This is a genomic window from Actinomycetospora chiangmaiensis DSM 45062 (assembly GCF_000379625.1).
Lineage (GTDB): Bacteria > Actinomycetota > Actinomycetes > Mycobacteriales > Pseudonocardiaceae > Actinomycetospora > Actinomycetospora chiangmaiensis.
This window is the reverse complement of the sequence record NZ_KB903240.1, coordinates 333,744-353,776: the sequence shown is the minus strand read 5'-3', so window position 1 is coordinate 353,776 and position 20,033 is coordinate 333,744. Positions and strand designations below refer to the sequence as shown.

General features: G+C 74.3%; 17 protein-coding genes. 10 read left to right on the top strand and 7 right to left on the bottom strand.

Annotated features, from left to right (window positions below; translation table 11 throughout):
• Positions 1 to 28: 28 nt before the first annotated feature.
• Entirely contained in the window at positions 29 to 2,260 is a 2,232-nt protein-coding gene (gene uvrB, locus A3CO_RS0118715; RefSeq protein ID WP_018333774.1) for an excinuclease ABC subunit UvrB, read from the top strand.
• 35 nt (positions 2,261 to 2,295) lie between these two features.
• Here uvrB and A3CO_RS0118710 read toward each other — a convergent pair whose 3' ends face one another.
• Both A3CO_RS0118710 and A3CO_RS33085 read right to left on the bottom strand, forming a co-directional pair.
• Positions 2,296 to 2,949 (bottom strand): UdgX family uracil-DNA binding protein, encoded by a 654-nt coding sequence (locus A3CO_RS0118710; RefSeq protein ID WP_018333773.1) that lies wholly within the window; start codon positions 2,947 to 2,949, stop codon positions 2,296 to 2,298.
• Between the two features lie 122 nt (positions 2,950 to 3,071).
• Positions 3,072 to 3,548 carry a GNAT family N-acetyltransferase gene (locus A3CO_RS33085; RefSeq protein ID WP_018333772.1) on the bottom strand — a complete coding sequence of 159 codons (477 nt, stop codon included), beginning with the start codon at positions 3,546 to 3,548 and terminating at the stop codon, positions 3,072 to 3,074.
• A 97-nt stretch (positions 3,549 to 3,645) separates the two neighbouring features.
• Between A3CO_RS33085 and A3CO_RS0118700 the strand changes: the two genes are divergently transcribed.
• The 5 genes from A3CO_RS0118700 to A3CO_RS0118680 all read left to right on the top strand — a co-directional run bounded on the left by A3CO_RS0118700 (position 3,646) and on the right by A3CO_RS0118680 (position 9,956).
• On the top strand, positions 3,646 to 4,887 hold the full coding sequence (locus tag A3CO_RS0118700; protein WP_018333771.1) for a GAF domain-containing protein: 1,242 nt from the start codon (positions 3,646 to 3,648) through the stop codon (positions 4,885 to 4,887).
• Between the two features lie 47 nt (positions 4,888 to 4,934).
• The gene (locus A3CO_RS0118695; protein WP_018333770.1) at positions 4,935 to 5,990 is read left to right on the top strand and encodes a 2,3-butanediol dehydrogenase; all 1,056 of its coding nucleotides are present in this window, start codon (positions 4,935 to 4,937) and stop codon (positions 5,988 to 5,990) included.
• A 215-nt stretch (positions 5,991 to 6,205) separates the two neighbouring features.
• Positions 6,206 to 6,517: a hypothetical protein gene (locus A3CO_RS33080; protein WP_018333769.1), complete on the top strand. Its 312-nt coding sequence runs from the start codon at positions 6,206 to 6,208 to the stop codon at positions 6,515 to 6,517.
• Positions 6,518 to 6,747: 230 nt separating this feature from the next.
• The gene (locus tag A3CO_RS35020; protein WP_245561535.1) at positions 6,748 to 8,220 is read left to right on the top strand and encodes an ABC transporter transmembrane domain-containing protein; all 1,473 of its coding nucleotides are present in this window, start codon (positions 6,748 to 6,750) and stop codon (positions 8,218 to 8,220) included.
• Complete coding sequence (locus tag A3CO_RS0118680) at positions 8,217 to 9,956, top strand: ABC transporter ATP-binding protein (protein WP_018333767.1); 1,740 nt, start codon at positions 8,217 to 8,219, stop codon at positions 9,954 to 9,956. Before A3CO_RS35020 ends, A3CO_RS0118680 begins: the two co-directional genes overlap by 4 nt.
• A 47-nt stretch (positions 9,957 to 10,003) precedes the next feature.
• Here A3CO_RS0118680 and A3CO_RS0118675 read toward each other — a convergent pair whose 3' ends face one another.
• Both A3CO_RS0118675 and A3CO_RS33070 read right to left on the bottom strand, forming a co-directional pair.
• Positions 10,004 to 10,531 (bottom strand): formaldehyde-activating enzyme, encoded by a 528-nt coding sequence (locus A3CO_RS0118675; RefSeq protein ID WP_018333766.1) that lies wholly within the window; start codon positions 10,529 to 10,531, stop codon positions 10,004 to 10,006.
• Positions 10,528 to 11,679 (bottom strand): alcohol dehydrogenase catalytic domain-containing protein, encoded by a 1,152-nt coding sequence (locus A3CO_RS33070; protein WP_018333765.1) that lies wholly within the window; start codon positions 11,677 to 11,679, stop codon positions 10,528 to 10,530. Before A3CO_RS33070 ends, A3CO_RS0118675 begins: the two co-directional genes overlap by 4 nt.
• 246 nt (positions 11,680 to 11,925) lie before the next feature.
• Between A3CO_RS33070 and A3CO_RS33065 the strand changes: the two genes are divergently transcribed.
• Both A3CO_RS33065 and A3CO_RS0118660 read left to right on the top strand, forming a co-directional pair.
• Positions 11,926 to 12,864, top strand: coding sequence for a LysR family transcriptional regulator (locus A3CO_RS33065; protein ID WP_018333764.1), 939 nt, complete (start codon positions 11,926 to 11,928; stop codon positions 12,862 to 12,864).
• A gap of 270 nt (positions 12,865 to 13,134) precedes the next feature.
• On the top strand, positions 13,135 to 14,349 hold the full coding sequence (locus A3CO_RS0118660) for a S53 family peptidase (protein WP_018333763.1): 1,215 nt from the start codon (positions 13,135 to 13,137) through the stop codon (positions 14,347 to 14,349).
• A 60-nt stretch (positions 14,350 to 14,409) separates the two neighbouring features.
• On the opposite strand, the gene A3CO_RS38250 is transcribed toward A3CO_RS0118660, so the two are convergent.
• The gene (locus A3CO_RS38250; RefSeq protein WP_157647686.1) at positions 14,410 to 14,835 is read right to left on the bottom strand and encodes a hypothetical protein; all 426 of its coding nucleotides are present in this window, start codon (positions 14,833 to 14,835) and stop codon (positions 14,410 to 14,412) included.
• A 146-nt stretch (positions 14,836 to 14,981) separates the two neighbouring features.
• Positions 14,982 to 15,179 (bottom strand): DUF1059 domain-containing protein, encoded by a 198-nt coding sequence (locus A3CO_RS0118645; protein WP_018333760.1) that lies wholly within the window; start codon positions 15,177 to 15,179, stop codon positions 14,982 to 14,984.
• A gap of 185 nt (positions 15,180 to 15,364) precedes the next feature.
• Between A3CO_RS0118645 and A3CO_RS0118640 the strand changes: the two genes are divergently transcribed.
• Positions 15,365 to 15,964 (top strand): class I SAM-dependent methyltransferase, encoded by a 600-nt coding sequence (locus tag A3CO_RS0118640; protein WP_018333759.1) that lies wholly within the window; start codon positions 15,365 to 15,367, stop codon positions 15,962 to 15,964.
• Positions 15,965 to 16,239: 275 nt separating this feature from the next.
• Positions 16,240 to 18,141, top strand: a complete 1,902-nt coding sequence (locus A3CO_RS33060; RefSeq protein ID WP_018333758.1) for an AAA family ATPase — start codon at positions 16,240 to 16,242, stop codon at positions 18,139 to 18,141.
• A 68-nt stretch (positions 18,142 to 18,209) separates the two neighbouring features.
• Here A3CO_RS33060 and glmS read toward each other — a convergent pair whose 3' ends face one another.
• A complete protein-coding gene (gene glmS, locus A3CO_RS0118630; RefSeq protein WP_018333757.1) occupies positions 18,210 to 20,018 on the bottom strand; it encodes a glutamine--fructose-6-phosphate transaminase (isomerizing) in 1,809 nt (602 codons plus the stop codon).
• Between the last annotated feature and the right edge of the window lie 15 nt (positions 20,019 to 20,033).

Sequence of the window (20,033 nt, the reverse complement as noted above, 5' to 3'; positions counted from 1 at the left end):
TGTCGGGGGGTCGGGTTAGCCTCGTGTCATGGCGTTCGCGACCGAGGTCCCCGGGGCCGCCCGTGACCAGCACGAGAACTCGTCGGGCACCCTGCTCGACAACCCCGAGGGCCTGCCCGAGGACGCGCTGGCCGAGTCCGAGTTCCGGCCGATCGGCGAGATCGAGCGCACCGGGGTGCCGTTCGAGGTCATCAGCCCGTACCAGCCGGCGGGCGACCAGCCGGCCGCGATCGACGAGCTGGAGCGGCGGGTCCGGGCCGGGGAGCACGACATCGTGCTGCTCGGCGCCACCGGCACCGGCAAGTCGGCCACCACGGCGTGGCTCATCGAGCGGGTGCAGCGGCCGACGCTGGTGATGGCGCCGAACAAGACGCTGGCCGCCCAGCTGGCCAACGAGCTCCGCGAGCTGCTGCCGAACAACTCGGTCGAGTACTTCGTCTCGTACTACGACTACTACCAGCCCGAGGCGTACATCGCGCAGACCGACACCTACATCGAGAAGGACTCCTCGATCAACGAGGACGTCGAGCGGCTGCGCCACTCCGCCACCTCGAACCTGCTGTTGCGCCGCGACACCGTGGTGGTGGCGTCGGTGTCGTGCATCTACGGCCTGGGCACGCCGCAGTCCTACCTCGACCGGTCGGTGAAGCTCGAGGTCGGGGAGGAGATCGACCGCGACACGCTGCTGCGGGCGCTGGTCGACGTGCAGTACACCCGCAACGACATGGCGTTCGCCCGCGGCACCTTCCGCGTCCGCGGGGACACGGTGGAGATCATCCCCGCCTACGAGGAACTCGCGATCCGCATCGAGTTCTTCGGCGACGAGGTCGAGGCGCTCTTCTACCTCAACCCGCTCACGGGCGACGTGGTGCGGCAGGTCGAGGACGTGCGCATCTTCCCGGCCACCCACTACGTCGCCGGGCCCGAGCGCATGGAGCGCGCCATCAAGGCCATCGAGCAGGAGCTCGAGGAGCGGCTCGCGGAGCTGGAGAACCAGGGCAAGCTGCTCGAGGCGCAGCGGCTGCGCATGCGCACGTCCTACGACATCGAGATGATGCGCCAGGTCGGGTTCTGCTCGGGCATCGAGAACTACTCGCGGCACATCGACGGCCGTGGCCCGGGCACCGCGCCCGCCACGCTCATCGACTACTTCCCGAACGACTTCCTGCTCGTCATCGACGAGTCGCACGTGACCGTGCCGCAGATCGGCGGCATGTACGAGGGCGACATGTCGCGCAAGCGCAACCTCGTCGAGTACGGGTTCCGCCTGCCGAGTGCCACCGACAACCGCCCGCTGACGTGGGAGGAGTTCGCCGACCGCATCGGGCAGACGGTGTACCTCTCGGCGACACCGGGCGACTACGAGATGCGCCAGGCCGGCGGCGAGTTCGTCGAGCAGGTCATCCGCCCGACGGGCCTGGTCGACCCCGAGGTGATCGTCAAGCCCACCAAGGGCCAGATCGACGACCTCGTGGGGGAGATCCGGGCGCGCGTCGAGAAGGACGAGCGCACGCTGGTCACCACACTGACCAAGAAGATGGCCGAGGACCTCACCGACTACCTGCTCGAGCTCGGGATCAAGGTGCGGTACCTGCACTCCGAGGTCGACACCCTGCGCCGCGTCGAGCTGCTGCGTCAGCTGCGCGCCGGGGAGTACGACGTGCTGGTCGGCATCAACCTGCTCCGGGAGGGCCTCGACCTGCCCGAGGTGTCGCTGGTGGCGATCCTCGACGCGGACAAGGAGGGCTTCCTGCGCAGCGAGCGGTCGCTGATCCAGACGATCGGCCGCGCGGCCCGCAACGTGTCCGGCCAGGTGCACATGTACGCGGACAAGATCACCGAGTCGATGCAGTACGCGATCGACGAGACGGCCCGGCGCCGCGAGAAGCAGATCGCCTACAACACCGAGCGGGGTGTCGACCCCCAGCCGCTGCGCAAGAACATCGCCGACATCCTCGACCGCGTCTACCGCGAGGCCGAGGACACCGAGGTGGAGATCGGCGGGTCCGGGCGCAACGCCTCGCGCGGTCGGCGCGCCGCGGGCGAGGCCGGTGGCACCCGGGGCCACTCCGGTGTCGTGGAGCACCGCGACACCAGCGGGATGGCTCGCGCCGAGCTGGCCGACCTCATCCAGCAGCTGACCGACCAGATGATGTCCGCGGCCCGCGACCTGCAGTTCGAGCTGGCCGGGCGCCTGCGCGACGAGATCGCCGACCTCAAGAAGGAGATGCGGGGGATGGACGCGGCCGGCGTGAAGTAGCCGGTCTCCTCGGGCCAGGTCCTCGGGCCAGGTCCTCAGGCCAGGAGCGCGGCCGCCACGCGGAGGTCGGCGACGAAGCCCGCGCGCATCTCGTCGCCGTCCTGGCCGCGGGCGGGGTCGGCACGCAGGATCGCCGAGGGGTGGATGGTCGGTACCAGCGTGGTGCCCTCCCACTCCCGGGCGGTCCCGCGTTCGCCGGTGATGCGGAACGACGAGCCGAGGAGCGCCTTGCCCGCCGTGGCCCCGAGGGTGACCACGACGTGCGGGCGGACCAGCGCGAGCTCGCCGTCGAGCCACGGCCGGCAGGCGCGGACGTGCCCGACCTTCGGCGTCTGGTGGATGCGCCGGTTGCCCTGGCGCCGGAAGGAGAAGTGCTTCACCGCGTTGGTGACGTAGGCGTCCTCGCGGGCGATCCCCGCCTCGACCAGGGCGTCGTCGAGCAACTTCCCGGCCGGCCCGACGAAGGGCGAGAGCTGCCGGTCCTCCTGGTCCCCGGGCTGCTCGCCGACGAACATCAGCCGCGCCGTCGTCGGGCCGACGCCGAACACCGTGCCGGTGGTGCCCTCGTACAGCTCACAGGCGGTGCAGCCCGCGGCCCGCTCGCGCAGGTCCTCCAGGGTCGACGCCTCGGAGACGGCGACGGCGGGCGTCGGCGACTCCTCCTCCGTGGGGAACAGCGGTTCGGTCACCGGCCGTGGGTGCCCACCTCGCCGAGGGAGAACCCGCCCGTACCGGCGAGGTGTACATCAGGCATGTCCGGGCGCCCGGCAAGCTGCCTGATGCCACTCCCGCGGGGGGAGGCGGAGCGGGCTCAGTCCGTCCGGCATGCCATGATCAACGACGAGCGCAGCGTCCCGTCGGCGCGACGGTAGTGCCGGTCGCGCAGCCCCTCGACGACGAAGCCCGTCGCGCTGTACAGCGCGATCGCCCGCGCGTTGTCCGGCCACACCTCGAGGTCGACCTTGTGCGCCTCGCCGGCGCGGGCGAACCCCAGCGCCGCGTCCACCAGCGCCCGCCCACCGCCACGACCCCGACCCGCCGCGAGGATCGCCATGCCGAGCCCCAACACGCCCCGGGTGCGGGGCGTCAGCGACAGGTAGCCCACTACCGCGCCGCCGTCGACGAGCACCCAGGCCGCCCCCTCGCCCGCGAGGAGATCCCGGAACCCCGCGGCCCGCGCCTCGACGTCCACCGGCGGCTGCGCCCCGAGCCTGTCCTCCGGGGCCACCGCGGCGACGACCCCGGCCATCGCCTCCGCGTCTCCCACGACCGCCCGCCGCACGTCCACGCCGCGAGCCTGCCCGAGGCCGCCCCCACCCGCCGTCGGGAAGCTGTGTGCCGGGCCACCCGCCCGGTTATGCTGCGGGCCACTGGAGGTGCACGTGGTGGACGACGGCGTCTGCGCGGTGACGCGGAGTACCGACCTCCGACAGCATGCGCGCCTGCTCCACCAGGCCCACGACGCACGTCTGTCGGGCGCGCGCGTGACGGCGGGACTGCGTCGGGTCGTCTCCCGCTCGTGGGACCGGATGGTCGCGCTCGGGGTCACCCCGGACGTGCGGTCGCTGCCCGACCCGGCCGGGCCCGAGGTCGTCGAGCGGCGCCGCGCCGAGTCGCCGATCTCGGGGGTGCTGCCGCAGCTGCGAGCCAGTCTGACGGCGGTGGCCGAGGACGCCGAACACATCATGGTGATCACCGCTGCGGACGGGTTCGTCCTGTGGCGGGAGGGCGCGACCCGAGTCGCGCGGCTGGCGGAGGGACTGGGGTTCTCGCCGGGCGCCGACTGGACCGAGGGGTCGGTCGGCACCAACGCCATCGGCACGGCCCTCGCCGAGCACGCCCCGGTACAGCTGTTCTCCGCCGAGCACTTCGCCCGCGCCCAACACCCGTGGACCTGCACCGCGAGCCCGATCCACGACCCGCGGACGGGGGAGATGCTCGGCGTCGTCGACCTCTCGGGGCCCGCGCCGACCGTGCACCCGACCACGGTCGCTCTCGTCCACACCGCCGTCCGGCTCGCGGAGTCGGGGCTGTGGTCCCAGCACGAGCAGCGGCTCGACTCCCTGCGCTCCGTCGCGGCCCCGCTGCTCGCCCGGCACCGCGGGCCCGCGCTCGTGGTGGACGACCACGGGTGGGTCGCCGGCGCGACGGGGCTCTCCCCGCGCGACCGGGTCGGCGTCCCGCGGGCGGGCGAGGTGATGCTCGTGCACGGCCTCGGGGCGTGCCTGCCCGAGCCGGTCCCCGGCGGGTGGCTGCTCCACCCGACGGGCGGCGGGGGGTCCACGCGCCTGCGGCTCGACCTGGCCGCCGAACCGCCCGTCGCCGTGGTCGAGGGCCGCGAGACGTGGCGACACACGCTGTCGCGGCGCCACCTGCAGATCCTCGCGCTGCTCATGGCGGCCGGGCCCACGGGCCTCGACGCCGCCGCCCTGAGCCGGGCGCTCTACGACGACGCCGACCACCTCGTGACGGTGCGCGCCGAGCTCTCGCGCCTGCGCCGCGTGCTGGGCAACCTGGTCGTCGCCCGGCCCTACCGCATCGCGCCGGGCGTCGCGGTCGAGGTGCCCGGACCCGACGTCATGACCGGTCTGTTCGGGGCTGCAACACGGCTGCAACGGTTCCCGTGACCGGGGTCACTCGCCTGGGATGAGGTCACCCGAGCGAGGAGGACCGCATGAAGGCTGCCCGGTTCCACGGACGCGGTGACGTCCGTGTCGAGGACATCCCCGAGCCGCACCCCGGCTCCGGCCAGGTGCAGGTCGCGGTGGAGTGGTGCGGGATCTGCGGCACCGACCTGCACGAGTTCCTCGACGGCCCGATCTTCGCGCCGACCGACGCCGCCCCGCACCCGCTGACCGGCGGCGCGGTGCCGATCACGCTCGGGCACGAGTTCTCGGGCGTGATCGCCGAGGTCGGCCAGGGCGTCACCGGGCTGTCCGAGGGCGACCGGGTCGTCGTCGAGCCCTACGACGTGTGCGGCACGTGTGTGGCCTGCCGCGACGGCCGTTACAACATCTGCCGGGAGCTCGGGTTCATCGGCCTTGACGGCGACCAGGGCGGGTTCGCCGAGCGGATGGTCGTCGACGCGCGCTGGGCCCACCGCATCGACGGCCTCACCCCGGAGCAGGGCGCCCTCGTGGAGCCGCTCGCCGTCGGCTACCACGCCGCGAAGCTCTCCGGCCTCGAGCGGGGCGGGACGGCGGCGGTGTTCGGCTCCGGTCCCATCGGGCTCGTGACGGCGGCCGCGCTGCGCGCCACCGGCGCGGGACAGGTCATCGTCGTGGAGCCGGCCGACGCCCGGAAGGCCAAGGCCCCGGGGGCGGGCGCGGACCACGTGCTCGACCCGACCGAGGTCGACGTCCCCGAGGCGATCCGGGAGCTCACCGGCGGCCGCGGCGCCGACGTCACGTTCGAGTGCGCCGGCATCGACCAGGTGCTCGCCAGTGCCGTCGCGTCGACGAAGCCCGGCGGCACCTGCGTGAACGTGTCGATCTGGGGCCACCCCGCGACCTTCGACGTCAACTCGCTGGTGTTCTCCGAGATCACCCTCGTCGGCTCGCTCGCCTACGCCAACCGGCACGAGGAGGTGATCGAGCTGATCCGCAGCGGCACCGTCGACGTCGAGCAGTTCATCACCGGCCGCATCGCGCTCGAGGACATCGTCGACCAGGGCTTCCGGGAGCTGATCGACCACAAGGAGTCCAACGTCAAGATCCTGGTACACCCGTAGCCGGAGGCGCCGGACCCCTCCGCTTGCGCGGTCACGTGGCCCGAGTAACATCGTCGTCATGATCGCGCGGGCAGAGGTAGTACCCCAGCGCGTCGGGTGAGCCAGGCTCCCGGCGCGCACACCATGGCGCGCCGCCGTGAGCACCCGTGGAGGACCTCCCGAGACCTGGCTCGGATTCCAGACAGCGGATCCCAGCACGTCCCAGGAGCACCGCCATGACCACGCTCGAGCCCGCCCGTATCCCCGCCGCCGCCATCGAGCGCGCCGTCAACGGGCCCGGCCGCCGCGCCTCGCGTCTGCCCCGGCCGTTCACGATGGTCACCACCGGCGGGATGACCGGCGTCATGTCCCTCGCCTCGAGCCTGTGCGAGCTGGGCTACCGCGTCCCGGACTTCGCGGTCGACGTCCACGAGGGTGTCTCCTGCACCAGCATCACGTGCACCGTCGCGCTGACCACCGACGAGTGCGACGCCTTCGCCGACACCGTCCGGGGCCTGCCGGGCGTCGAGTCGGTCCAGCAGTACTGAGGGCGGACGGGCCGGGAAACCCGGTCGCGGCGGGGCGGGCCCCGACCTAGCGTCGAGGCCGTGCGTCCCCACACTTGACTCCCCGCCCGACGGCCCTACCCGGCCCCGGAGCTCCGTCTCGACGATCCGCCCACCGCGACCGGGCTGCTGCTCGCGCTCGGCCGGGTCTCGCGACAGCGACCGTCGTCCTCGGCACCCTGTGGCTCGTCCCGGGCGCCCTCGTGCCCCTCGTGGCGGGCGACGCGGTCGACGCCGGGATCGCCGGCGGGGACGTCGGCGCTCTGTGGTGGGGCGCCGGCCTCGTCGTCGCCCTCGGTCTTGCGCAGATGGCCGCCGGGGGCGCCCTCGACTTCGCCTCCCACGGGATGTGGCTGCACGCCGCCTCGGGGACCCAACGTCGGCTCACCACGCACGTCCTCGGGCTCGGGGCGTCGCTCACCCCGCAGGTGAGCAGCGGTGACGTCACCGCGGTGACCACCTCGGACCTCAACAAGATCGGCAACCTCTTCGACACCGCGGGCCGCTTCGTCGGGTCGGTCGTCGCGTTCGCAGTGGTGGGTGTCGGCCTGCTGGGCCGCTCGCCCCTGCTCGGGGCGGTCGCATTGGTCGGGGTGCCCCTGGCCGTCGTCGGGATCGGACCGCTCCTGCGTCCGCTGCAACGGCGCCGGGACGCGCAGCGCACCGAGCTCTCAGCGGTGAACGCGCTGGCGGCGGACATCGTGGCCGGGCTGCGGATCCTGCGCGGCGTCGGCGGCGAGGCCCGGTTTGCCGGCCGCTTCGCCGACGCCACGGCGCGTGTCCGCCTCGCCGGGCTCGACGTCGCCCGCAGCACCGCCTCGCTCGCCGCGGCCGAGGTGCTGCTGCCGGGCCTGGTGCTCGTCGTCATCACCTGGCTCGGCGCGCGGCTCGCCGTCGCCGGGACCCTCGGCCCCGGGGAGCTGGTGGCGGTCTACGGCGCGTCCGCCTTCCTGGTGGTCCCCGTGACGACGGCGACCGAGGCAGCGGCGTCCCTGGCCTCCGCCCGGGCGGGCGCGAAGAAGGTGGCCCGCCTGCTCGCGCTGCGACCGCTGCTCCGCGACCCGGGTGACGACGCCACGCCCCTGCCGGCCGGTGCGCTCGGGCTGGCCGACCCGGCGACGGGTCTGACGGTGCGGCCGGGCGAGCTCGTCGTCGTCGACGCCGGCGCGGAGGCGGCCGCCGTGGCCGCGCGCCTCGCCCGGTTCGTCGACGGCGGCATGGTCGACGACCGCGCCGGCGACGACGTCGCGCTCGCCGAGATGCGCCGCCGGGTGGTGCACGCCGGGCCCGAGGACCTGTGGTTCTCCGGGCCGCTGCGCGCGGAGCTCGACCCGAGGGGACAGCTCGCCGTGTCCGAGGCGCTCGACGCCGCGGCCGCCACCGAGATCGTCGACGGCTTCCCCGACGGGCTCGACGAGGTCCTCGGCGAACGTGGCCGCGAGGTCTCCGGCGGGCAGCGCCAGCGCCTCGCGCTGGCCCGGGTCCTGCTCACCGACGCGGACGTGCTGGTGCTGGAGGAACCCACGTCCGCCGTCGACGCCCACACCGAGGCGTGGATCGCCGCCCGCGTGGCGGCCCGGCGACGGGGGCGCACCACCGTCGTCCTCGCCCAGACCGCGCCGTGGCGACACGTCGCCGACCGCACCGTGGACCTCGCCCGCACGCTCGAAGGGAGCATCCCGTGACGACCGCCGTTCTCGGCTACGCCTCCGGCCGCGAGGCGCTGCGCTGGGCCGGATCCGTCCTGCGCGCCCGCCGCGGCCGGGTCCTGACGACGACGGGTCTGTTCCTGGCGGCCGCGGCCGCCGGCCTCGTCGGCCCGCAGCTGCTCGGCGCGATCGTCGACGAGGTCGCAGCCGGGCCGGGCTCGACGTCGCGCATCGACGTCCTGGCCGGCGTCTTCCTCGTCGCGCTGCTCGTCACGGCCTGGCTGCGGCGGGCGGCGCGGTGGCGCGCCGGCGCGCTGGGGGAGGACCTGCTCGCGGCGAACCGCACCCAGCTCGTGGACCGGGCAGTGGCGCTGCCGCTCGGGCAGGTCGAGGCGGTCGGCACCGGGGCGCTGCTCTCCCGGGCCACCACCGACCTCGACCGGGTCGACTCCGCCCTGCGGCAGGGGCTGCCCGAGGTGGTGACGGCGGCGGTCACGGTGGCGCTGACGATCGCCGCCATGGTGATCACGTCGCCGTTGCTCGCCCTGGCCCTCCTCGTCGGTGTCCCGACCGTGGTCCTCCCGACCCGGTGGCTCTGGCGCCGCCTGCCCGCGGCGATGGAACGGATGCTCGACGCCTGGGCGGTGCTGGCCTCGCGGGCCCACGAGTCGAGCTCCGGGGCGCGGACCCTGGACGCGCTGGGACGGATCGCGCCGCGCCGCCGCGGGGACCATGCGGCGCTCGACGGCGGCATCGACCGGGAACGCGACCTGCGCGCCCTGCACGTCCGCTGGACCCCCTGGCTGGACATCTCCCACGTGCTGCCGGTGGCCGCGGTGCTGCTGCTCGGCGGCCGGGCCTACGCCCACGGCCTCGTCTCGCTGGGGACCGTGACCACGATGGTCGTCTACACCCAGGCCCTCGCCACCCCGCTCGACACGGCGCTGTGGTGGGTCGAGGACCTCATGGTGGCCTCGGTGGCGCTGCGGCGGGTGCTCGGCGTGCGCGTGCCGCCGCGGCCGCCGGTCGCGACAGGCGGGCCACGGACCGAGGCGGGCCTCGAGGTCGAGGACGTCCGGTTCGCCTACCGGAGCGGGCGTCCGGTGCTGCGCGGGATCGACCTCCGGGTCCCGCGCGGCGAGCGGTGGGCGCTCGTCGGCGGCTCGGGCGCGGGCAAGTCGACGCTCGCGCGGCTGATCGCCGGGATCTCGGTTCCCGACGTCGGGTCGGTGCGGCTCGGCGGGCGCGAGGTCACCTCGCTCGACGACGACACGCTGCGCTCCGAGGTCCTGCTCCTGACCCAGGAGCACCACGTGTTCACCGGCACCGTGCGCGACAACCTGCTGCTACCCGCCGGGTCGTTCACCGACGGCGACCTGCTCGCCGCCCTGGACGTCGTCGGGCTGGCGCCGTGGGCCGCCGCGCTCCCCGAGGGACTGGACACGGTCGTGGGTGCGGGCGCCCGGCCCGTCCCGGCGACCGTGGCGCAGCGGCTGGCGCTCGCCCGGGTGGTGCTGGCCGACCCCGGCACGGTCGTGCTCGACGAGGCCACCTCGCTGCTCGACACCGCCTCGGCGCGGCGCACCGAACACGCGCTCGAGCGCGTGCTCGCGGGCCGCACTGTGATCGCGATCGCGCACCGGCTGCACACCGCGTCCGGGGCCGACCGCGTGGTGGTCATGGCCGACGGCCGCGTCGTGGAGCAGGGCCCGCCCGCCGATCTCCTCGCCGCCGGCGGGGAGTACGCCCGGCTGGTGGCGGCGGCGTCGTGACGGTGGCGACCTGCTCCCGCTGAGTGCGCGCAGGTCGCCGTCGTGGTTCAGTCGCCGTCGTAGAACGGGTGCCGCACCCGGTCGCGCTGCCGGACCAGCCGGTCGACGGCCGCCGCGTCGCGACCGGCCACGGCCTCCCGCACGGCGGCCGAGGTGGCGGTGCGCGCGTTCGCACCCACCGCCGTCTCGTCGCCCGCGGCGGGATCGAGCCAGAGGGACACGAGGACCAACGTGTCCTGGTCGGCACGGAGAACGCCCTCGGCCGCCACGTCGAGCACCCCGCGGGCGATCCCGGCGGCGCACGCCCCGAACACGAGCTTCTCGTGGCGCTCGCCGGCCGGAGCGGTCTTCGGCACGATCACGGTCGGCGGGTACAGGGTCTCGTACTCCAGCTGGGTGTCGCCCACGCTCGCGAGGACCGGGGTGAACCCGGCCGACGGAGCGGTGAAGGCGCTCGCCACCACCGCCGCCGTCGGGGACCCCCGATGGGCGAGCAGCACGTTGAGGTGCACGCCGTCCGGGGCGGCTCCGCCCCAGCCCTGGGCGAAGCGGCCGTCGACGTCCGGGCCGCTCATGCGGCGAGGACGACGGCGGGGTCGTGGCGGGGCACGCCGGCGAGGGCCTCGTCGAAGACGACGATGCCGCGCCGCAGCCGTCCGTCGCGCATGTCGGCGAACGCCTCGTTGATCCCGTCGAGCGCGTAGGTCCGGGTGATGAGCCGCTCGAGCGGCAGGTGTCCGGACGAGTACCGGCGCAGGATCGAGGGGATGTCGAGGGCGGGGCGCGAGGAGCCGTAGAGGCTGCCGGTGATGATCTTCTCGGAGCGCACGAGCTCGGGCCCGGGCACGGACGGGCGGGCGTGCACCCCGGGCAGCCCGACGCAGACGATGGTCCCGCCGTCGACCGTGGCGGCGAACGCCTGGCCGAGGATGCCGTCGCTGCCGGCGGCGTCGATCGCGTAGTCGACCCCGCCGCCGGTGATGTCGCGGATCCGCTCGACGACGTCCTCGCCCGGGACGATCCCGTGCGTCGCCCCGAACGCGACGGCCTCCTCGACCTTCGACGCCACGGGGTCGCAGACGAGGATCTGCTCGGCGCCGCTGACGCGGGCCGCCATGACGGCGCTGAGTCCGACGCCGCCGGCGCCGAAGACGACCACGGAGCTGCCGGGGTGCACCCGGGCCCGGTTGACGACCGCGCCGTAGCCGGTGAGCACCCCGCACCCGACGAGCGCGGCGACGGCCAGCGGCACGTCGCGGGGGACCCGGACGGCGCTGGAGGCGGGCACCACGCAGTGCGTGGCGAAGGTGGACAGGAACGAGTACTGGTGCACCGGACGGCCCTGGTGGGAGAGGCGGACCGTCCCGTCGAGCAGGGTGCCGGCCAGCAGCGCGGGGGCCGCGAGGGCGCACAGGACGGGCCGCCCCGACACGCAGTGCCGGCACTGGCCGCAGTTCGGCATCCACGACAGGGCGACGTGGTCGCCCTCGGCGACGGTGGTGACGCCGGGCCCGACCCGCTTGACGACGCCGGCGCCCTCGTGTCCGAGCACGCACGGCGCGGGAGAGGGGATGCGGCCGGAGTGGGTGTGCGCGTCGGAGGCGCAGATCCCGGTCGCCGCGAGCCGGACGAGGACCTCGCCGGGGCCGGGGTCGGCCAGGTCCAGCGAGACCGTCTCCAGCGGCTCGCCGGGCTCCGTCATGAGGGAAGCGGTGATCTCCATCGAACAGGCTCCATCGAGGCGATCCGGCGGCTGCCGTGCGACCACGCCGGGCGGGGATGCGCAGGCCACCGGGAACGGCGGGTGCGCGCGGTCATGAGGGGGAGATGCGCGGCGGCGACGCGTGCCGCTCGCGGGAGGTGAGTCGGTCCGCTCCGGGGGAGTCACCCGCTCACGACTCCGGAGTCTGCCCGCCGTGGAGCGGAGACGGCAGTGACAGTCGCTCCACCTGTGGTTCAGCATGACTACATGCCGATCGACCCCCACCGGCTCCTCGTGCTGCGCGCGGTGCACCGCACCGGGAGCGTCCAGGCGGCGGCCACGGCCCTGCACCTGACCCCGTCCGGGGTGTCCCAGCACCTGAGCCGGCTCGAGTCGGAGGCGCGACTGCCGCTGCTCGATCGCACGCAGCGGGGCGGGGGACGCGCCGTGCGCCTCACCGAGGCGGGGCTCGCCCTGGCGCTGCGGGCGGACGACGTCGCGCTCGCGCTCGCCGAGGCCCAACGGGAGACCGACCGCCTGCGGGAGGGGACGGCGGGCACCGTGCGCGTCGGCGGGTTCGCCACTGCGCTCGGTCACCTCGTCGTCCCGACGTTGCAGCAGCTGGCGATCACCGACGCCGCGCTCGCGGTCCAGGTGATCGAGGTCAACGAGCGGGACGGCATCAACCTGCTGCGCGCCGGTGACCTCGACCTGCTGATCGGCGAGCGCTACGTGGAGTCGACGACCCCGGCCCCCGGGCCGTACCCGGGCCTGGTCGAGCAGGTGCTCTACCGCGAGCCCTTCCGGATCGCCCTGCCCGAGCTGTGGGCGACGCCGGGCAGCATCGAGGAACTCCTCGCCGGGGCCTGGGTGACCTCGCCCGACCACCGTCCGCCCCGCCAGATGCTGGACCGGCTCGGCGCCGAGTACGGCGTGACGCCGGTGCACCGGCACATCTGCACGGAGTCGCAGACCATGCTCGCGCTGGTGTCGGCCGGGCTGGGGGCGGCGATCGTCCCGGACCTGACGCTGGCCTACCTGCGCACCGAGGGCGTGGTGGTCTACGCGGCCGCGGTCGACATCGGGTCGCGGCTCCTCACGGTCACCGGGGCACGACGGGACCGCCGCGCCTCGGCGCCCCACCGGTTCCTCGAGGCGCTGCAGGAGGTGATCGCCCGCGTGACGTCGGCGGGCATCACGGGTTGACGGACCGTGTGCGGCTCGCGGTGTCCGGTGACGTCGTGAATGTCGCGTTCGCTCGGTCGGTCCCCTATCGAGGCGCGATAAGGTGTATCTAGTCGCGCAGCGTGGCTAACGCGCTGAGCCGGTCGGGCGATAGGGGGGCAGGTTCCGCATCGATCGGGACGGAACCGCCCGAGGACGACCTGGAGGGGGACCCCCACGATGAGCACCCGGCCGCGCAGCGCTGCGCCGACGACGAGTCCACGACGGCGAGCCCGTCGGCCGGCATCCGGGGTGGCGCCCCGTGCGTGGCGGAGCCTGGTGGTGCTGGTGGTCGCCTGCGTCGTGGCGGCCCTGTGCTCGTCGGCCGCGGCGTGGGCGGCCCCCGCCCCGTCGTCGCCGGCCGTGGCCAAGCCCCACCCGCACAAGAAGGTGTGTCCGGTCACGCCGGAGCCGGGTGCGGCGTGGTGCAAGTCCGAGGTGGTCACCGACGCCTCCGGGGCCCCGGCGGCGAGTTCGGGGCCGGCGGCCGGTAGCTACGGGCCGGCGGACCTGCACAGCGCCTACGGACTGCCCGCCACGGTGGCCGGGGCGCCGACGGTGGCCATCGTGGACGCCTACGACGACCCCCGGGCCGAGGCGGACCTGGGCGTCTACCGCGCGCAGTACGGCCTCCCGGCCTGCACCACCGCGAACGGCTGCTTCCGCAAGGTCGACCAGAACGGGGGGACGCGCTATCCCGCCGCCGACGTCGGCTGGGCCGAGGAGATCTCGCTGGACCTCGACATGGTCTCCGCGACCTGCCCGGGGTGCCGGATCCTGCTCGTCGAGGCCCGGTCGGCGAACTTCTCCGACCTCGGTACCGGGGTGAACCGGGCCGTGGCGCTGGGCGCGAAGGCGGTCAGCAACTCCTACGGCGGCTCGGAGTTCTCGACTGAGACCTCGGCGGACCGCCAGTTCTTCAACCACCCCGGCGTCGCGATCACCGCGTCGGCCGGTGACTCCGGCTACGGCGCGCAGTACCCCGCCTCCTCCCCGTTCGTGACCGCGGTCGGCGGCACCAGCCTGACCCGGACCACCGCGAACGCGCGGGGCTGGACCGAGACGGCGTGGAGCGGGTCGGGCAGCGGCTGCTCGGCCTACGAGGCCAAGCCCACCTGGCAGACCGACCCCGGCTGCGCGAAGCGCACCGAGGCCGACGTGTCGGCCGTCGCCGATCCCAATACCGGGGTCTCGGTCTACGACTCCTACGGCACCGGCACGGGCGGTGGCTGGCTGGTCTTCGGAGGCACCAGCGCCGGCGCGCCGCTCATCGCCGGGGTCTACGCGCTGGCCGGCAACACGTCCGCGATCTCCAACGGCAGCTACCCCTACGCCCACCGGACCGCCCTGAACGACGTCACCTCGGGCAGCAACGGGACGTGCCCGCAGGTGTACCTGTGCACCGCCGGACCCGGCTACGACGGCCCGACCGGGCTGGGCACCCCGAAGGGCACCGGCGCGTTCTGACCGGCTGATCCTGGGCGCGGCGCGACCGGCGGCAACCCGCCGGTCGCGTCGTGCTGTCGTCTACCGGCGCTGCACGCTGCTGACCTGCACCGGGGTGCCGGCGTTGCAGGCGCTGGCCGACCCCGGGTCGGCGGTCCCGGTCACGGTGATCGGGACCCCCACCGGCGTGGTGGGGGCACCGAGGAGTACGAAGTGCCGACCGTCGGCAGTAGTGAGAACCAGACACGAGGGCAGCGCGCCCCGCGTGGCGACACCGTCGAGGGTCTCCGCGCCCGAGGTCGGCAGCGCGACCCCGGAGCTTGAAGGCCCGGAGTTTGAAGGCCCGGAGCCTGCCGTTCCCGAAGCCGGCGCCCCGGTGTCCGTCGTCGGGGAGGCCGAGGCGGAGGTGGCCGGTCCCGGCGCGGTGCCGCCGGTGGCGCAGCCGGTCACGACGACACCGCACAGGATGATCGCCGCCGTGAGCATCGAGCGTCCGAGCACGCGCATCGCGTCAGTGTGACCGAAGGTCGCCGCGTGGCATCGGTTGGACATGGTCGAGTCGGCAGAGGACCTGTCCGTCAGGCCACGCCGGCTGATCGAGCGCCGTCGTTGCCGCCACCCCGCCCACCGAGACATGCGTTCGGCGCGCCGAGTCAGGCCATCGCGGACTCCACCGGCTTGAGGCCGCCGCGGATCCCCTCCCGCAGCTCCGGCCCGTCCTCGTGGCCGTGCTTGCTGATCGCGTGCTGGGTCGCGGCGTCGAGGAGGTCCTCGACGTCATCGCCTGCGATGGCGAGTGTGCAGTTGCTGTCGCTCGGCATGTCGCGGCAGTCGATCATCATCCTGGCCATGACGGAGCCTCCGGCTCGCGAGTGGAGTGGGCGTCACCGTGTGTGATGGACGCGCCATTGGGGCCGGCGAGACTAATCGTCACAGGTGAAGGCATCGACACGTCTTCGTACCGTTCGATCACGATCCGCCACGGTGGGGCTCGCTGTCGGACCGACCTACCTCGTGCCCTCCCAGGAGCCCTGCAGTGTTGGACCTGCTGATCTTCGCCCGCGAATTCGTCCGATCCCCGTGGACGACGGCCTCGCCGCTACCGACGTCGAGCGCGGCCTGCGAGGTCGCACTCAGCCCTCTCCCGGCCCACGGCGACCCCGTCGTGCTCGAGCTCGGTGCGGGCGCCGGGGCTACCAGCTCGGTGGTCGCGCGCCGGCTCGACGGACGAGGCCGTCACATCGCGGTCGAGGTCAACCCTCGCCTGGCCTCGGCGCTCTCGCGACGGCACCCCGACGTCGAGGTGATGTGCGACGAGGCCGTCAGCGCGATGGCGGAGCTCGCTGCGAGCGGTACCTCCGTCGACCTCGTGTTCAGCACGCTGCCCATCAGCCTCGCGGAGGACCGGTCGTTTCTCGTCGCCGCCGGGGCGCTGCTCACACCGACCGGGGCGCTCTCGCAGGTGCAACACAGCTGGACCCGTCCGCTGCCGTGGGCGAAGGCGGCCGAGCGGGCTCTCGGCGACGCGTTCGAGGAGGTCGTGGTCAGTCGGACGATCTGGCGGAACGTGCCGCCCGCGACGGTGACGATCGCCCGTCGACCGCGCGAACATGTCGTGCGCCCCGCCGACAGGTGAGACAAGCGCTGCCCGCGTGGCAGCCGACGGCTTCGCTGATGCCGCGAGCAGAGGGCTGATCGCGGCAACAGCCGTGTTCGGCTCCGGACGACGAGTCGGTGAGGCCGTGACCGCCAGGGCCAGGCGGGGGTGTACGCGCGCCCCTCGCTGCCACCGGCAACAGGCCGAATGTGGAGAGCGCGAGGAGGCCCACGAGCGACTGCCCTGCTCCCACCGGTCCGCGTGCGACACCCGCGTGCGGCGAGCGGCGCCGCCGACGGGCGCACAATGGGGTCATGGCCGACCAGGACCGCACCCGCCGGGACGACCCGGGGCCGGGGCCGTTGTTCGACGAGCTGCTCGGACGGTTGGTCGACCTCGACCTGGGCGCGCTCTTCGGCGGGGGCTTCGACGACCCCGACCGGCGGGAGGAGCCCCGGCAGCCGCGGCAGGACGCGTCGTCGGGAAGGGCCTCGAGGCGCACCCCGACACTGGACCGGCACGGCCGGGATCTGACCGCCGACGCGCGGGCGGGGCGGCTCGACCCGGTGATCGGCCGCGACCACGAGCTGTCGCAGGTCGTCGAGATCCTCGCGCGACGGAGCAAGAACAACCCGGTGCTGCTGGGGGAGCCCGGCGTCGGGAAGACCGCGATCGTCGAGGCGCTCGCCGCCCGCATCGCGGCGGGCGACGTGCCGGCGGCGATCCGGGACACGCGGGTCGTGTCGGTCGACCTCGCGGGGATGGTGGCCGGGACGAAGTACCGGGGTGAGTTCGAGCAGCGGCTGACCGCGCTGGTCGCCGAGGCGTCGCACCCCGACACGATCCTGTTCGTCGACGAGCTGCACGCGATCGTCGGGGCGGGTTCGGCCCAGGAGTCGCCGATGGACGCGGCCGGGATCCTGAAGCCGGCGCTGGCCCGGGGGGAGCTGCGGCTCGTGGGCGCGACCACCACTGCGGAGTACCGCCGCCACGTCGAGCCCGACGCCGCGCTGGCTCGCCGGTTCGCCGCCGTCGACGTCCCGGAGCCGGGCGCGGAGCAGACGGTCACGATCCTCGACGGGCTCGCCCCGGGCTACGAGGCGCACCACGGGGTGGTGCTGCCCCCGGCGACGCGGCGCGCCGCCGTGGAGCTGACCGCCCGCCACGTGCGGGACCGCTTCCTGCCCGACAAGGCGATCGACGCGCTCGACCGCGCGGCCGCCCGCGTGCGTATGCGGGACCCGGAGGGGCGCCCGACGGTCACCGTGGACGACGTCGCGCGAGTGGTCGCCGACCTCACCGGGATACCGGTCGCCGACCTGACCGAGGACGACCGGTCCCGTCTGCTCGACCTCGAGGACCGGCTGCGGGCGCGGGTGGTGGGCCAGGACGGGGCGGTCGACACGGTCGTCGACACCGTGCTCGCGGGACGCGCCGGGCTGGCGGACCCGGAGCGGCCGCACGGCGCGATGCTGTTCGTCGGGCCGACGGGGGTCGGGAAGACCGAGCTGGCGCGGGCGCTGGCCGACGCGCTGGGCTCCGAGCTCGTCCGGTTCGACATGGCCGAGTTCGGTGAGGCTCACACGGTGTCGCGGCTGACCGGCGCGCCCCCCGGGTACGTCGGGCACGACCGGCCCGGCGAGCTCGCCGAGGCCGTGCGTCGCCACCCGGCGTCGGTGGTGCTCTTCGACGAGATCGAGAAGGCCCACGCCGACGTGGTCGCGGTGCTGCTGGGCGTGCTCGACGCCGGGCGGCTCACCGACACCCACGGCCGCACCGTGAGCTTCGCCGACACCGTCCTGATCATGACGTCGAACCTCGCGGCCGCCGAGCTGAGGATCGTCGAGGACCCCGAGGAGGCCCGCGAGCCGGTCATGCGGGTGCTGCGGCGGAGTCTGCGACCCGAGCTGCTCGGGCGGATCGACGACGTCGTGCTCTTCCGGCGGCTGACCCCCGACCTGCTCGCCCGGGTGGTCGGGCTCGCGCTCGACGCCACCCGCGACCGCCTCGCCGCGCAGGGGATCACCTTCACCGTGGAGCCCGCCGCGCTCGCGACCCTCGCCGCCCGGGCCGACCCGGCGTCGGGGGCCCGCGGGTTGCGGCAGGTCGTGGCGCGCGAGGTGGAGCGCCCGCTCTCGCGCCGGATCGTGGCCGGTGCGGTGCGGTACGGCTCCGAGGTGGTCCTCGACGGTCAGCTGCGGTTGGAGGTGCGCTGACAGTGATGATGTAGGCGAGCCCCGCGGCGCCGGCCACGGACAGTGCGCACGGGCGCGGAGCGCACCCCCTACTCCACCGTCACCGACTTCGCCAGGTTGCGCGGCTTGTCGATGTCCCGGCCGAGGGCCGCGGCGCAGTGGTAGGCGAAGAGCTGCAGCGGGACACCGAGCAGGATCGGGTCGAGTTCCGGTTCGACGCTCGGGACACGGATCACGGCGTCGGCGAGTCCCTCGGGCAGCTCCGCGTTCGTCACCGCGATGACGGGGCCTCCCCGGGCCTTCACCTGCTCGATCGTCGAGACGTTCTTGGCGACGAGCTCGTCGTCGGGCACCACGATCACGCAGGGCATCGTGGCGTCCACCAGCGCGAGCGGGCCGTGCTTGAGCTCGGACGCCGCGTAGGCCTCGGCGTGCACGTAGCTGATCTCCTTGAGCTTCTGTGCGCCCTCGCGGGCCACCGCCGAGCCCCGCACCCGGCCGAGGAAGAACATCGACCGGGCGTCGGCGTAGCGCCGGGCCACGGCCGCGATCTCGTCCTCGACGGTCAGCGCCTCGGCCACCGCGTCCGGGAGTCGCCGCAGCCCGTCGACCAGGCGCGTGCCGTGGGCGGCCGAGAGGTCGCGGACCCGCCCGAGCAGCAGCGCGAGCAGGGCGAACGACGTCGCCATCGAGCTGAACGCCTTCGTCGACGCGACGCTGACCTCCGGGCCGGCGTGCAGGAACATCCCCGCCCCGCACTGGCGCGCGATCGCCGAGCCGATGACGTTGACGCACCCGACGACGCGCCCGCCCTTGCGCTGCAGCTCCTCGACCGCCGCGAGGGTGTCGATGGTCTCGCCGGACTGGCTCACCGCGACGTAGAGCGTGTCGGGGTCCACCAGGGGGTTGCGGTAGCGGAACTCGCTGGCCTGCTCGGCGTCGGCGGGGACGCGGGCGAGCTCCTCCATGAGCGCCGCCCCGATCTGCCCCGCGTAGTGCGCCGACCCGCAGCCCAGGAACGTCACGCGCCGGATTCCGCGGAGCTCCCGCGGGTCGAGGTGCAGGCCGTCGAGCCGCGAGGTGGCGAAGCGGGTGTCGAGCCGGCCGGCCAGGACGCGGCGCAGCGCCGCGGGCTGCTCGTGGATCTCCTTGGACAGGAAGTCGGGGTGGCCGTCGAGGTCGTAGTCGTCGTCGCCGACCTCCACCGTCGTGGGCGGGCCGAGGCGGGAGCCCTCGTAGCCGGTCGCGGTGATCGTCGCGATCTCGCCGTCGGCCAGGAAGATCACCTGCCGGGTGTGCCGGACCAGCGCGGCGACGTCGCTCGCCACGAACATCTCGCCGTCGCCGAGCCCGAGCACGATGGGGCTGCCGTTGCGGGCGACCACCAGCTCGTCGGGCCGGCGCGCGTCCAGCACGACCAGCCCGTAGGTGCCCTCGACGACGCGGAGCGCCTCCCGGACCGCGGCCTCCAGCGAGTCCTGCTGCTCGACGGCCTGGGCGATGAGGTGGGGGAGGACCTCGGTGTCGGTGTCGCTGGCGAGCGTCACCCCGTCGGCCACGAGCTTCGCCCGCAGCTCCTCGGCGTTCTCGACGATGCCGTTGTGCACCACCGCGATCCGCCCCGCGGCGTCGGTGTGCGGGTGGGCGTTGCGCTCGCTCGGCTCGCCGTGGGTCGCCCAGCGCGTGTGCGCGATCCCCGTCCTTCCCGACGACGGGTCGCCCGCCACCTTCGCGCGGAGGTCGTCCACGCGGCCGACCGCCTTCGTCGTCCGGAGGGCCTTCCGGTGGGCGACGGCGATGCCGGCGCTGTCGTACCCGCGGTACTCGAGCCGGGCGAGCCCGTCCACGAGGATCCGCGCCGCCGGCCGGTTCCCGACGTACCCCACGATGCCGCACATGCTGCCTGCCCCCTG